The organism is Enterococcus sp. LJL128, from assembly GCF_056924295.1.
Map to the genome: position 1 here is coordinate 53,126 of NZ_JBXPBP010000018.1, position 13,014 is coordinate 66,139.

Consider the following 13,014-nt stretch of genomic DNA (forward strand, 5'->3'; position numbering starts at 1 on the left):
GTTGTTGGTAGTTATTATAATACTTAAATCCTGCTTTTTTGTCAACTAATATCCTTTTTAATAGATACTAATCTGCTTTCACTTTAAATATCTATCAACCGTTATCCTGAAAAATCAGCTTTAAATCTTTATAATTTCAAAAAATATAACGGGTGGCATAGTCCCGTCGGCTCATAAAATTCAGTTTTCTCAAATACAAAACCTAGTTTGTTTAACAGTTTTTTCGAACCAGTATTTGCTGGATGATGACCAGCAAATACTTGATTCAGCATAAAAAAAGAGGCAGCCTGCTGAATCACTTCCCGCAAGGCTTCTTCTGCGAACCCTTGTCCCCAAAATTCTTCTTTTAAATGAACCCCTATTTCTGCAGCGTTACCTTCTTTTGCATACGGACGAAGTCCAGCACAGCCAATAAATGCTTCATTACGTTTAAGAAATATCGGCCAGTACTGATAGCCGTAAGCTTTCTGATTTTCTATCTCCTTTGCTAACCGTTCCTTAATCTGAGCGTCAGACATTCCTTCTTTCGTAATATACTGAACAACCCTTTGATTTCCCCAAAGAGAGACAGCCAGTTCACTATCCTTTTCCTGCCAATGAGAAAAATAAATCCGCTCTGTTTCAAAAATGCCTCTTCTCAATATACCACTCCTCTATTCATCCGTCCTCTTGATTATAGCAAAGGCTTCGTGCTAGGCAAGCAACAGTAACAGATTATAAAGACACTGTCTTTTAAAGTTTAAATCAGCCTATATCTAAAAAATAAGAAAGAACTCACAAAAATCTAGAGAACAATTTTTGTAAATCCTTCTTATTTCTTCAAAGCTTCTCACTGCAGCTTAATTTCTTTATAGCCCTTTATATTTTCTAATATTGGCTACAATGGCTTAGACATGCAGCAATCATTGCTGCTTCCCTAAACCACCCTATTATTCTAGTTTTTAATCTTCTAAAGCTACATTTTTCAATGTTAATGGTGCACCAAACGTATGGTAATTCAACCCTTTAATTTTTGGATTTTGTAAGACAGACTGCTGGTTTTGACTGATAATAATCATCCCGGCTGTTTCTTCAATTACCAATTTTTCAGCAGCAATCAGTGTCTCCCAGCGTTTTTCCGGCTCCAATGCATATTTCTCTGAAGCATCATCTAAAAGCTGATCATAGGTTGGATTTGAATAGTTGCGGTCATTTCCGCTATATAACATTTTTAGAGTAGAAATTGGATCTTTATAATCAGGAGTCCAATAAATCAGAAACATGTCATAGTCGCTTTCTCTCCCAAAGTTCAAGGCCGTTTCTGTCGGCAGCGCCTTCACATCGATTGTCAGCCCTGGAAACAGCTCCTGTAGCGTTCCCTGAATACTTTCTCCCATCTTCTTGTAAGAGCCGTCATCAGTCACCATAAGCTCTATTTTAACCTTCTCACCTAACTCAGCCTGTGCCTTTTTCCAATACTCATCAGCAGCTTCTTTATCATAGGTCATTAAATCACCAGCTTCTTCCCGGAAATCCTGACCAGTTGCCGGATTTGATACAAAGCCTTCTGTTACTGCACCGTATAATGGTTTGGAACCGTCCGCAATGATGTTATTAACAAGCGTTTCTTTATCAATTCCCAAGGCGATAGCTTTTCTCAGATTTTCATTTTTTAATGGGGTATCTTTACCGTCACGTGTTTGATTTAAACGAATGTAATTCATCGTAGCTGTTGGATATGAATGAAAATCCTCATTATTTTGATTCTGTTTCGCAATCTCGCCTGTGATTGTGGCAACATCCAGTTGTCCATCTTCAAACAAATTAAGTGCAGTGGATGCTTCCTTCACCACTTCATAGTGAATCTTATCAGATTTGACATTTTCCTTATCCCAGTACTTATCATTTTTAACCAAATCCCAGCTTAAATCTGTTTGCTTCCAGTTTTCCACAAGGAACGGACCATTGTATACAACAGTATCACTAGCCGTTCCATAGTCGTCGCCCTGCTCCTCTACAACCTTTTGATTTTGCGGGAAGAAGGTAGGAAACGCCAACAGCGAAGTGAAATATGGTTTAGCATCCGTTAGTTTAATTTCCAAGGTATAGTCATCCAGTGCTTTTACACCCAGCTCTTTCGGTTTTTTCTCGCCGTTGGAAATTTCCCCGCCATTTTGAATCGTTTCAACAATTAAGAAGCTGTAAACCAAGCCATTAGCAGGATCAATCATTTTTTTCCAGGCAAACTCAAAATCATGAGCGGTCACTGGGTCATCATTGCTCCAAACAGCATCTTCTCTTAGTTTAATCGTATATGTTTTGCCATCCTCTGATATTTCCGGCAGCTCTTTTGCGACTGCTGGAATAATCTCATCCTCTTCATCCAATGCATACAGTCCTTCAAAAGCTGCAGTCTGTACAATTGCATCAGGAAAATCCAGCATCACTGAAGTATTTAGTGTTGTCAGCTCAGATGCAGACATTAACTGCATCGGCTGCTCTTCACTTTTTTTCTGCCCTCCGCCGGAACAAGCAGTCAATATAATTCCTGCTGTTATCAAGCCTGTCATTAGTTTAATTACTTTTTTCATCCCATTCTCCCTTTACCTTCTTTATTTTTTTGCTTAGTCCCGTTCCACAAGCATCCAAACAACAACTGCCGGATCTGTCCCATCGTTGTAGTTAATATGCCCTTCACCAGCTTCAATCAACTGAGCATCACCTGGTTTGCCCACAAGATCCTGCCCGTCCTCTAAAATAGTATGTGCTTCTCCTGAAATAACATATGAATACTCATCCTGATCATGACGGGAAAAACCCTCTAATGGACGCTTTTCACCCGGTAATAACGTAATAACACCCATCTGAACTTTTTTATTTGGCTGATTCTCCTGATCAAAAAAAATAGTCATTTCCTGTGGTAAGGTTGGCTTTATTATCATGGCTTTCTCCCCTTTTCTAACATTTTTGTGAGATAGTATTTATTATTGCTTTAATAACATTATAAGTCAATCTTTTTTTAGAAAATTCAGAATTTTTAATCATTAATTTTCTCTTTAAAAAATCCTCTGACAGCTGTTTTTCTGTCAGAGGATTTTAGAAGTATTTTATTCTTGTCCTTTTTCTACATAGCTAAGATCGTTGACTTTATCCAGTGTGTATTTGCCGTCTTTATACTTGATTGTGCAGACACTCGCGTTTTTTAGTCCGCCTTCAGGAATCTTGAAGTCATCAAACAATGTATCCAGTAAAGCTGAAATACTTAGTCCGTGAGAAACCACAAGAACATCGCCGCTGCCTTCTTTTTTCATCTCTGCTGCAACTAAATCATCCAAACCAGCAGTTAAACGGTTGGTAATTGTCTCATAATCCTCTGCCGGCCAATTCACACCTTCTTCATCCCGACCTTCATCCAGCTTAGCTACGCTATTAGCAAAGGATTCCGGTGTCATGTTTTTCATGAATTCTTCTAATGTAACGCCTTGGTCATCAGCAATATCCTGCCACATCGTGTGGTTTAAATCGCCTTCGTACGTACCGAAGTTAAACTCTCTGAAGCGTTCATCCGTAGCAAGCTGAAGCTCAGACGCTGTTTTATTTTCTGCAAGAATCAACTTTGCTGTCTGCATTGCCCGGCCGCTGTCGCTGCTGTAAGCACTCTGAAAATCAACATCTTTTAAACCGATTCCTGCTGCCGTTACGACTTCTTCACCAGCCGGCGTCAGAACAGCATCAGACCAGCCCTGAACTCTATCTGTTGTATTCAGCATTGTCTTTCCATGACGAACAACATAGATTGTCAGTTCTTCCGGCTTCTCAGCCTTTGCTTCTGTCTTTTCTTCAGCTGCTTTACTGCCGCAGCCTGCCATAATCAGTACACTCAAACTTAAAACACCAATTGCTTTTATAAATTTCTTCACTTTTTTCACTCCTAATCTTGTCTATTATTTCTCTAGATTTTCCCCGTTACTTTGAATGACTTGCTTGTACCAATCAAAAGATTTTTTCTTAGTCCGTTTTAAGGTCCCATTGCCTTCGTCATCCATATCTACATAAATAAAGCCATAGCGTTTCTTCATTTCACCAGTTCCAGCGCTGACTAAATCAATACAACCCCATGGTGTATAGCCTAGTAAGTCTACTCCATCCAGCTCAATAGCATCCTTCATCGCTTGGATGTGTTTCTGGAAATAATCGATCCGGTAGTCATCTTGAACGGAGCCGTCTGCTTCGAGCTGGTCAACAGCCCCAAAGCCGTTTTCAACAACGAACAAAGGTACATTGTAGCGGTCATAAAGCTTGCTCAATGAAATTCTCAGACCCAAAGGATCGACAGCCCAGCCCCAGTCTGATTCTTCCAAGTAAGGATTTTTAACAGCCGGCATTTGATTACCCCCGACATATTTCACATCCTTAGGATCAGCAGAGGATACTGTAGACATATAATAACTAAAACCAATATAATCAACTGTCCCAGCTTTGATAATTTCATCATCTCCAGGTTCCTTCTTGATGACAATCCCATTTCTTTCAAATTCTTTTAGCTTATGTGCTGGATAATATCCCTTCACCTGAACATCGATATAAAACTCCTGCTCTCGATTAAACTGTAATGCTTCCATCACATCCTCTGGCTTACAAGACATTGGATAGCTTGGAATATAGGCAACCATCATACCAATCTGAAAATCAGGATTAATATCGTGTCCCAGCTGTACTGCTTTTCCACTTGCTACAAATAAGTGATGAGCTGCCTGATATTTCGATTGTCCGTCATTCTTATGAATACCAATTTGTGTCCAGCTTCTTAAAAAGTTAATTTCGTTAAACGTCATCCAGTATTTGACTTTATCCTTATAGCGTTTAAATATGGTTTCACAGAAAAACAGGAAGTAATCAATAACCTTTCTATTGGACCAGCCATCCAGCTCATCTGCAAGATACATCGGAATATCAAAATGATTAATTGTGACTACTGGTTCAATGCCGTATTTCAAACACTCATCAAAAACCTTGTCATAAAACTGCAGCCCTTCTTCATTAATCTCTTCTGTCCCCTTTGGACAGATTCTTGACCAAGCAATCGAAAGTCTAAAGCATTTGTAGCCCATCTCCGCAAACAGCGCAATGTCTTCTTTATAATGATGATAAAAGTCAGTTGCTACATGGCTCGGGTAATAACGGTCAGGATCTACATACCCCACTGCTCCTTCCGGCAGCTCCTTTTCTCGCGTGACTGATTCAATTTTTCCATCTTTTGTTTTATAAGTGATCATTCGCGGCTCTGTATGACTACCACCAGTAATAGCATCCAGCGTACTTAATCCTTTACCACCAGATAAATAACCGCCTTCATATTGATTGGCAGCAGTTGCTCCGCCCCATAAAAAATTTTTTGGAAATGTCATAATGTAGTTTCCTCCTGAAATAGATAATTATTCAAATCATATAGAAATATATTTATTACTACGAGAATCTAACAAAATAACTCGTTTTCAAATAAATCCATTTAAAAGGACTGAAACAAAAACGAATATTCGCTTCAGCCCCTATGCATTACTAATTTGTTAAATCTTCACCGTTGGACGCAATCACTTTCTTATACCAGTCAAATGATTTTTTCTTCGTACGTTTTAAGGTACCGTTTCCTTCATTATCACGGTCAACATAGATAAATCCGTAACGTTTCTTCATTTCACCAGTTCCAGCACTAACTAAATCAATACAGCCCCAGGTTGTGTAGCCTAACAGGTCTACTCCGTCTTGCTCAACAGCATCTTTCATTGCCTGAAGATGCGCCGCTAAGTACTCAATCCGGTAGTCATCATTAACATAGCCGTTTTCGTCTGGTGTATCGACTGCCCCCAAACCATTTTCAACAATAAACAATGGTTTTTGATAACGGTCATACAAGTCATTCATAGTTATTCTTAATCCAAGAGGATCAATCTGCCAGCCCCATTCGCTTGCTTCCAAGTAAGGATTTTTTACTGAAGAAAAGATATTTCCAGCAGTTTTCTCCAACAAAGCAGAGTCTGTTGTAGCGACACGTGAAGAATAATAAGAGAATGAGATAAAGTCTACGGTATGAGCTTTCAACAGCTCTTCATCGCCTTCCTCCATCTTAATTTCAATCCCTTTACGCTCCATCTCTTTCAATGCATACGCAGGATATTCACCACGGGACTGAACATCAATGAAGAAATAGTTTTCCCGGTCGTTCTGTTTTCCAGCCCAGACATCTTCAGGTTTTGGTGTATAAGGATAGTAATTTCCCGCTGCTAGCATACAACCAACCTTATTCTCTGGATCTACCTCATGGGCAATTCTTGTAGCAACCGCACTAGCAACTAGCTCATGGTGAGCCGCCTGGAATTTCACCTGTTCTTCATTGTCTCCTTCTTCAAAATAAAGACCTGCGCCCATAAATGGTGCATGAAGAATCATATTAATTTCATTAAATGTCAGCCAATACTTCACTAGCCCTTTATATCTGTTGAAAATAACATTACAAAGATTTTCATAAAAACCAACTAATTCACGACTACGCCATGCACCATATTTTTTAATCAAATGCATTGGGCAATCAAAATGCGTAATTGTTACTAGCGGCTCAATTCCATACTTGCGGCACTCTTTGAATAAATCTTCATAGAACTTCAGACCTTCTTCGTTGGGTTCTGTCTCATCACCATTTGGAAAAATTCTTGTCCAGGCAATCGATAAACGGTATGTTTTGAAGCCCATTTCACCGAATAAAGCAATATCTTCTTTATAGCGGTGATACATGTCAATTGCTTCTTTCGCTGGATAAAAATGCTCATCATCAAAATCAAACATTTTCATTTTTCCTGCTAAAATAGGAAATCTGTCTTCACCAATAGGTACAACATCCACATTAGCTAAACCGCGTCCGCCTTCATTATAGCCGCCTTCACATTGATTCGCAGCAGTTGCTCCGCCCCATAAAAAATCTTTTCTAAATGCCATTTACAAAGTCCTCTCTTACTACAGAGATGATTCGCGTGAATAGTTTCTAAGAAATGATAATTTTAACTATCAGCTTTCCTATACTCTTTTCAACAAGAACCATCTCAGATTTTATTTATTTTGATAATGCTTCATTAAGCTAAAGCAGTAATCAGCGTATCGGTTGAAGTTACTTCTGCATTCTGTGTTTCTACAATATCCAGATAGTCTCCTGTATTTGTAACAATCACCGGTGTTTGCGTACTATAACCGGCTTTCTTAATCGCTTCAATATCAAAAGTGACTAAAACATCACCTTTTTTCACTTTATCTCCTTGTGCCGCTTTCGCTTCAAAGTATTGTCCATCCAACTGAACCGTGTCCATACCTATATGAATTAACAGTTCCATCCCCTGATCAGAAATCAAACCAATCGCATGTTTTGTAGGGAATAACGTCATTACAGTTCCATCGAATGGTGCGCGGACAATTCCTTCTGTAGGTTCAATCAACACACCCTTACCTAATGCTCCTTGCGCAAATGCCTGATCCTTACATTGACTTAAAGGCAATACCGTTCCTTTGACAGGAGCAGCAACTTCATCTTTGCCAAGCTTATTTTGTTGACCTGTTGCCGCAAGTTTCGCTTCTTCCTTAGACATCGGTGCAGAAAGGTCTTCATCATCCTTAAATCCAATAGCGTAGGCTAGTGCAAAGCCGGCAATAAGAGCAGCTGCATCGAGTGCCATGCTCCAAATTGCATATTTGACATCTCCATCTGGAGAAATTTGCCCTGTGTATCTAAATACTCCAAGTCCCCCCATTTGGTAAGCTTGAATACCTAATCCCATGGAAATTGCACCTGTTACTCCACCAACCACACAAGAAGCCCAGAAAGGTTTCTTTTTCGGTAAAGTAATACCGTAGATTGCCGGCTCAGTCACACCAAAGATTCCTGAAATGAAGGCTGGAATAGATAACTCTTTCAGTTTTGCATTCTTTGTTTTTAACATTACTGCTAGTACCGCACCTGTTTGAGCAAATGAAACGCCTCCTGAAGCAATCAAAAGCTGTGTAGGCTGACCCTGAGACAAAGCAATAATTGCAAATGGAATAATTGCCCAGTGCATACCGAACATAACAAGAATCTGCCAAGCAAATCCAAGAATAGCTCCAAATAAAATTGGGCTGAACCCTTGTAATGCAATCAAACCGTTTCCTAACGCATCAGAAACAACGTTCATAATTGGTCCAATTACTAAGAAGGTTAGCGGCACTGCAATTAGTGCTGTAAAGAATGGAACTAAGAATAATTTTACTACATCTGGAATAATTTTTCTTAATTGTTTTTCAAGCAAAGCTGCAAACGCTGTGGCTGCGATAATTGGCATTACCGTTGAACCATAACCAGCAGCTGGAATTGAGAACGGAATCCCAAAGATGTTCAGTCCCCCGCTTTCAGCAAAAGCAGCAGTTGCGGAGCCATCAATAAAGCCTGTATAAACTAAACTGGAAGCAATCATCATTCCCAAGAATGGTGAACCGCCAAATTTTTTCATTGCTGTGTAGCCAATGAAAATTGGCAGGAATAGGAATAATCCATCCCCCATTGCGTTAAATACAGCATATGTCGGTCCTTCTGAATAGGAAACGCCCAATGCAAATGCTAAAATGGCATTTACACCTTTCAGCATACCAGCAGCAGACAATGGAGCCAGAATTGGTTGAAAAATACCAGAAATCATATCTACAAATCGATCGAACAAATTACCTTTAGGCCCATCATCAACTACGGGCTGCAGCACACCAATAACTTCATCCACAGCTTTACGCACATCAGGAACGTGATTACCAATAACTACTTGGTACTGCCCCCCAGCCTGCATAACCGTAACAACACCATCCATGTTCTTTAAAACTTCTGTATTCGCTTTATTGTCATCTTTCAGTTTAAAACGAAGACGTGTGATACAGTTCGTCAGAGAGTTTATATTATCCTTACCGCCAACTTCTCTTACAATATTTTTTGCTAATTCATCATATTTACCCATGTTTTTTTCCTCCAAATTTATGTGTATTTTTATTTAGAGGTTTCGCCAACTGAATGTCACGATCCAAAGCCATACCATTTTGGTATCGCAGGGGTATTCTCTTGGTGTACCTCGTCCCTCCTTAGGTTGATAATAATAATAGTTTAACTATTTTTAATGACTAAACGTGCAATATGAATAGTCAAATAAAGCTTCTCGTCATTTGAAATTTTATAGTCATAGGCAGCGATTAAATACTTTTCTATTTTTTCGATGCAGTGATAGGCATTTTGATATTTACTTTTAATAATTTCTAATAATTCCTGATCTGTTTCATCCATGTATTGTCCTTTTGAAAGTAAACGATAGGCAAAAAACTTGAGATGTGTAGTAAATCGATAAAAATAGACAGAGTTTTCATCGAATGATATTTTAAAATAATATTTAATAATATTCATAATTTCCTGCATAATCTTTGTTATCTCATAAGTATTACCGGATCCATCTGCATCCTGTTGGGCATTAACAATGTGTAATGCTATAAAACCAGCTTCATCCTCTGATAACTCCACATCATACTTTTCTTTCACTTTTTGAATGGCCATCATACCAACTTTAAACTCATCTGGGAAAAACCGTTTGATATCCCATAACAAAACATTTTTGACTTCAACATTCTTTTTCACCCGTTCAATTGCTGTATGCAAGTGGTCTGTCAACGAAATATAAATCATTTCATTTAGATTTTCGTTGATTTCCTTCTTTGCATACTCGATAATCTCATCCGATATTTTCAAATATTCCATGGGTAAATCTTCCAGCAACTCTTGGAATTGTAGGGAAATTTTTTCATTTGTCAGCTGATAGATTTTGTCAACCCTATCTTTACAGATAAAATCACCAGGTTTTTTCTTAAAACCCAATCCTTTGCCCATTACTATCAATTCACGATTGTGTTCATCGACAGTAATGATCACATTGTTGTTAAGTATCTTATGAATTAACATTTTTTCCCCCATTCTGAATAAAAACAAATACATTATTTTATTCGCTTATTCAAAAAAACAAAAAAACCCAACCACTTCAAAAAAGGTGAAAGAATTTCATCCCCTTTGAAATAACTAGGTTTAGCTTGTACTTAAACAATCACTATCCAACAAATAATATTCAATTATATATCATATAACCATAGATTACATGATAACAAAACGTTTGTCAACGCTTCCAAAGCATTTAAAACAAAAAGCGGTACTCAACCGCTAATGATGACCCGTACGGGATTCGAACCCGTGTTACCGCCGTGAAAGGGCGGTGTCTTAACCACTTGACCAACGGGCCGGGAATTTTTGATGGGCCTAAATGGACTCGAACCATCGACCTCACGCTTATCAGGCGTGCGCTCTAACCAGCTGAGCTATAGGCCCATAAAAAAAGCGGGTGACGAGAATCGAACTCGCGACAACAGCTTGGAAGGCTGTGGTTTTACCACTAAACTACACCCGCGTAAAACTCTTTATAACGGTCTGGACGGGACTCGAACCCGCGACCTCCTGCGTGACAGGCAGGCATTCTAACCAACTGAACTACCAAACCAAATTCTTTGTTACTTGCTTTTAACTATTGTTAAAAGCTATTGCGGGGGCAGGATTTGAACCTACGACCTTCGGGTTATGAGCCCGACGAGCTACCTGACTGCTCCACCCCGCGATAATAGTATACCTATTTGTATACGGAAAGTTTTCTTGCGACTTTGATTAAAGAAACTTTGCTTCTCTTAGTCACCAAGTACTGTTCAACATCTGCTCTGGTAGAACAATCACAGTGTTTCTCAGTAAAGGAGGATAAGGGATTCGAACCCTTGCGTGCTTTTACACACCTGACGGTTTTCAAGACCGTTCCCTTCAGCCGGACTTGGGTAATCCTCCAAAATATTGCAATGACCCGTACGGGACTCGAACCCGTGTTACCGCCGTGAAAGGGCGGTGTCTTAACCACTTGACCAACGGGCCAGAAAGAACGGAGAAGGAGGGATTTGAACCCTCGCGCCGGTTTCCCGACCTACACCCTTAGCAGGGGCGCCTCTTCAGCCACTTGAGTACTTCCCCAATGGGCCTAAATGGACTCGAACCATCGACCTCACGCTTATCAGGCGTGCGCTCTAACCAGCTGAGCTATAGGCCCATTAAAGCGGGTGACGAGAATCGAACTCGCGACAACAGCTTGGAAGGCTGTGGTTTTACCACTAAACTACACCCGCAAATTTAATGGTATAATGGCGCGGGACAGAATCGAACTGCCGACACATGGAGCTTCAATCCATTGCTCTACCAACTGAGCTACCGAGCCAAAACGGTCTGGACGGGACTCGAACCCGCGACCTCCTGCGTGACAGGCAGGCATTCTAACCAACTGAACTACCAGACCAAAAATCTTTACTACTGGCTTTTAACTATTGTCAAAAGCAATTGCGGGGGCAGGATTTGAACCTACGACCTTCGGGTTATGAGCCCGACGAGCTACCTGACTGCTCCACCCCGCGATAATAGTATACTTATTGTATACGGAAAGGTTTTCTGCAACTCTCGTTAAGGAAATTTCGTCCTTATAGTTGCCAAGCACTGTTCAACATCTGCTCTGATAAAATAATCACAGTGTTTCTCAGTAAAGGAGGATAAGGGATTCGAACCCTTGCGTGCTTTTACACACCTGACGGTTTTCAAGACCGTTCCCTTCAGCCGGACTTGGGTAATCCTCCATATTATTTTTAAGCAACAATGTCACAATGGACCTTGTAGGACTCGAACCTACGACCGGACGGTTATGAGCCGTCTGCTCTAACCAACTGAGCTAAAGGTCCAGGCTCTTAAAAAAATAATCGCGGCGAAGGGGATCGAACCCCCGACCTCCCGGGTATGAACCGGACGCTCTAGCCAGCTGAGCTACACCGCGTATACATATAAAAATGGAGCCTAGCGGGATCGAACCGCTGACCTCCTGCGTGCAAAGCAGGCGCTCTCCCAGCTGAGCTAAGGCCCCAAATTCATAATTATCGGGAAGACAGGATTCGAACCTGCGACCCCTTGGTCCCAAACCAAGTGCTCTACCAAGCTGAGCTACTTCCCGTTTATAACAATGCACCCAAAGGGAGTCGAACCCCTAACCTTTTGATTCGTAGTCAAACACTCTATCCAGTTGAGCTATGGGTGCTACATATTTCTAAATGCCGAGGACCGGAATCGAACCGGTACGGTGATCACTCACCGCAGGATTTTAAGTCCTGTGCGTCTGCCAGTTCCGCCACCCCGGCGCGGTATTTGAAAGCGGAAAACGGGGTTCGAACCCGCGACCCCCACCTTGGCAAGGTGGTGCTCTACCACTGAGCTATTTCCGCGTTTCTGGATGCCGGCTAAAGGACTTGAACCCTCGACCCTCTGATTACAAATCAGATGCTCTACCAACTGAGCTAAGCCGGCTTTTTTTAATGCGGGTGAAGGGACTTGAACCCCCACGCCTCGCGGCGCTAGATCCTAAATCTAGTGCGTCTGCCAATTCCGCCACACCCGCATGTTATGAGTCGTACAGGGCTCGAACCTGTGACCCTCTGATTAAAAGTCAGATGCTCTACCAACTGAGCTAACGACTCATATGGAGGTTAACGGGATCGAACCGCTGACCCCCTGCTTGTAAGGCAGGTGCTCTCCCAGCTGAGCTAAACCTCCATAATACAACAATCGCGCGGCGGCGTCCTACTCTCACAAAGGGAAACCCTTCACTACAATCGGCGCTAAAAAGCTTAACTTCTGTGTTCGGCATGGGAACAGGTGTATCCTTCTCGCTATCGCCACCACACTGGTGTTGTTTGGTATTTAGTTGAGTGATTTGTTCACTCAAAACTGGATAGATCAATCATCTTCAACACAGTCATTCCGAAAAACATTTTCTTACTCTTCCAATTCTTTGGTTAAGTCCTCGACCGATTAGTATTGGTCCGCTCCAACCATCACTGGCCTTCCACTTCCAACCTATCTACCTGATC

At 40.9% G+C, this 13,014-nt stretch carries 8 protein-coding genes, 25 tRNA genes and 1 rRNA gene; all 34 read right to left on the reverse strand.

Annotated features, from left to right (window positions below; all coding sequences use genetic code 11):
- Positions 1–128: 128 nt before the first annotated feature.
- The 34 genes from AC1Z3K_RS16210 to rrf all read right to left on the reverse strand — a co-directional run bounded on the left by AC1Z3K_RS16210 (position 129) and on the right by rrf (position 12,827).
- A complete protein-coding gene (locus AC1Z3K_RS16210) occupies positions 129–641 on the reverse strand; it encodes a GNAT family N-acetyltransferase (RefSeq protein ID WP_461733318.1) in 513 nt (170 codons plus the stop codon).
- Positions 642–941: 300 nt separating this feature from the next.
- A complete protein-coding gene (locus AC1Z3K_RS16215) occupies positions 942–2,570 on the reverse strand; it encodes a peptide ABC transporter substrate-binding protein (protein WP_461733319.1) in 1,629 nt (542 codons plus the stop codon).
- A gap of 33 nt (positions 2,571–2,603) precedes the next feature.
- Positions 2,604–2,921, reverse strand: a complete 318-nt coding sequence (locus tag AC1Z3K_RS16220) for a cupin domain-containing protein (RefSeq protein ID WP_426083270.1) — start codon at positions 2,919–2,921, stop codon at positions 2,604–2,606.
- A 165-nt stretch (positions 2,922–3,086) separates the two neighbouring features.
- Entirely contained in the window at positions 3,087–3,848 is a 762-nt protein-coding gene (locus AC1Z3K_RS16225) for a histidine phosphatase family protein (protein WP_426083487.1), read from the reverse strand.
- 75 nt (positions 3,849–3,923) lie between these two features.
- A complete protein-coding gene (locus AC1Z3K_RS16230) occupies positions 3,924–5,387 on the reverse strand; it encodes a family 1 glycosylhydrolase (protein ID WP_426083268.1) in 1,464 nt (487 codons plus the stop codon).
- 151 nt (positions 5,388–5,538) lie between these two features.
- Positions 5,539–6,969 carry a 6-phospho-beta-glucosidase gene (locus tag AC1Z3K_RS16235; RefSeq protein ID WP_426083266.1) on the reverse strand — a complete coding sequence of 477 codons (1,431 nt, stop codon included), beginning with the start codon at positions 6,967–6,969 and terminating at the stop codon, positions 5,539–5,541.
- Positions 6,970–7,103: 134 nt separating this feature from the next.
- Positions 7,104–8,999: a beta-glucoside-specific PTS transporter subunit IIABC gene (locus AC1Z3K_RS16240; RefSeq protein WP_461733320.1), complete on the reverse strand. Its 1,896-nt coding sequence runs from the start codon at positions 8,997–8,999 to the stop codon at positions 7,104–7,106.
- A gap of 143 nt (positions 9,000–9,142) precedes the next feature.
- The gene (gene licT / locus AC1Z3K_RS16245) at positions 9,143–9,985 is read right to left on the reverse strand and encodes a BglG family transcription antiterminator LicT (protein WP_426083262.1); all 843 of its coding nucleotides are present in this window, start codon (positions 9,983–9,985) and stop codon (positions 9,143–9,145) included.
- A 259-nt stretch (positions 9,986–10,244) separates the two neighbouring features.
- Positions 10,245–10,316: transfer RNA gene (locus AC1Z3K_RS16250), tRNA-Glu, on the reverse strand.
- 12 nt (positions 10,317–10,328) lie between these two features.
- A tRNA-Ile gene (locus tag AC1Z3K_RS16255) sits at positions 10,329–10,402 on the reverse strand.
- A gap of 8 nt (positions 10,403–10,410) precedes the next feature.
- A tRNA-Gly gene (locus tag AC1Z3K_RS16260) sits at positions 10,411–10,481 on the reverse strand.
- Positions 10,482–10,497: 16 nt separating this feature from the next.
- Positions 10,498–10,571: transfer RNA gene (locus tag AC1Z3K_RS16265), tRNA-Asp, on the reverse strand.
- Between the two features lie 40 nt (positions 10,572–10,611).
- A tRNA-Met gene (locus AC1Z3K_RS16270) sits at positions 10,612–10,685 on the reverse strand.
- A gap of 128 nt (positions 10,686–10,813) precedes the next feature.
- Positions 10,814–10,903 (reverse strand) — tRNA-Ser (locus tag AC1Z3K_RS16275).
- Between the two features lie 12 nt (positions 10,904–10,915).
- Positions 10,916–10,987, reverse strand: a tRNA-Glu gene (locus AC1Z3K_RS16280).
- Positions 10,988–10,995: 8 nt separating this feature from the next.
- Positions 10,996–11,083 (reverse strand) — tRNA-Ser (locus AC1Z3K_RS16285).
- Positions 11,084–11,085: 2 nt separating this feature from the next.
- A tRNA-Ile gene (locus tag AC1Z3K_RS16290) sits at positions 11,086–11,159 on the reverse strand.
- A gap of 5 nt (positions 11,160–11,164) precedes the next feature.
- Positions 11,165–11,235, reverse strand: a tRNA-Gly gene (locus AC1Z3K_RS16295).
- A 16-nt stretch (positions 11,236–11,251) separates the two neighbouring features.
- Positions 11,252–11,324, reverse strand: a tRNA-Phe gene (locus AC1Z3K_RS16300).
- 4 nt (positions 11,325–11,328) lie between these two features.
- Positions 11,329–11,402: transfer RNA gene (locus AC1Z3K_RS16305), tRNA-Asp, on the reverse strand.
- Positions 11,403–11,443: 41 nt separating this feature from the next.
- A tRNA-Met gene (locus AC1Z3K_RS16310) sits at positions 11,444–11,517 on the reverse strand.
- Positions 11,518–11,643: 126 nt separating this feature from the next.
- Positions 11,644–11,733: transfer RNA gene (locus AC1Z3K_RS16315), tRNA-Ser, on the reverse strand.
- 28 nt (positions 11,734–11,761) lie between these two features.
- Positions 11,762–11,835 (reverse strand) — tRNA-Ile (locus AC1Z3K_RS16320).
- An 18-nt stretch (positions 11,836–11,853) separates the two neighbouring features.
- Positions 11,854–11,927, reverse strand: a tRNA-Met gene (locus tag AC1Z3K_RS16325).
- 14 nt (positions 11,928–11,941) lie between these two features.
- Positions 11,942–12,014, reverse strand: a tRNA-Ala gene (locus AC1Z3K_RS16330).
- A gap of 13 nt (positions 12,015–12,027) precedes the next feature.
- Positions 12,028–12,101: transfer RNA gene (locus tag AC1Z3K_RS16335), tRNA-Pro, on the reverse strand.
- 10 nt (positions 12,102–12,111) lie between these two features.
- Positions 12,112–12,185: transfer RNA gene (locus AC1Z3K_RS16340), tRNA-Arg, on the reverse strand.
- Positions 12,186–12,199: 14 nt separating this feature from the next.
- A tRNA-Leu gene (locus AC1Z3K_RS16345) sits at positions 12,200–12,285 on the reverse strand.
- 12 nt (positions 12,286–12,297) lie between these two features.
- Positions 12,298–12,369 (reverse strand) — tRNA-Gly (locus tag AC1Z3K_RS16350).
- A 9-nt stretch (positions 12,370–12,378) separates the two neighbouring features.
- Positions 12,379–12,451: transfer RNA gene (locus AC1Z3K_RS16355), tRNA-Thr, on the reverse strand.
- A gap of 9 nt (positions 12,452–12,460) precedes the next feature.
- A tRNA-Leu gene (locus AC1Z3K_RS16360) sits at positions 12,461–12,542 on the reverse strand.
- A 6-nt stretch (positions 12,543–12,548) separates the two neighbouring features.
- Positions 12,549–12,621: transfer RNA gene (locus tag AC1Z3K_RS16365), tRNA-Lys, on the reverse strand.
- Positions 12,622–12,624: 3 nt separating this feature from the next.
- Positions 12,625–12,697: transfer RNA gene (locus tag AC1Z3K_RS16370), tRNA-Val, on the reverse strand.
- A 14-nt stretch (positions 12,698–12,711) separates the two neighbouring features.
- Positions 12,712–12,827, reverse strand: a 5S ribosomal RNA gene (rrf, locus tag AC1Z3K_RS16375).
- Between the last annotated feature and the right edge of the window lie 187 nt (positions 12,828–13,014).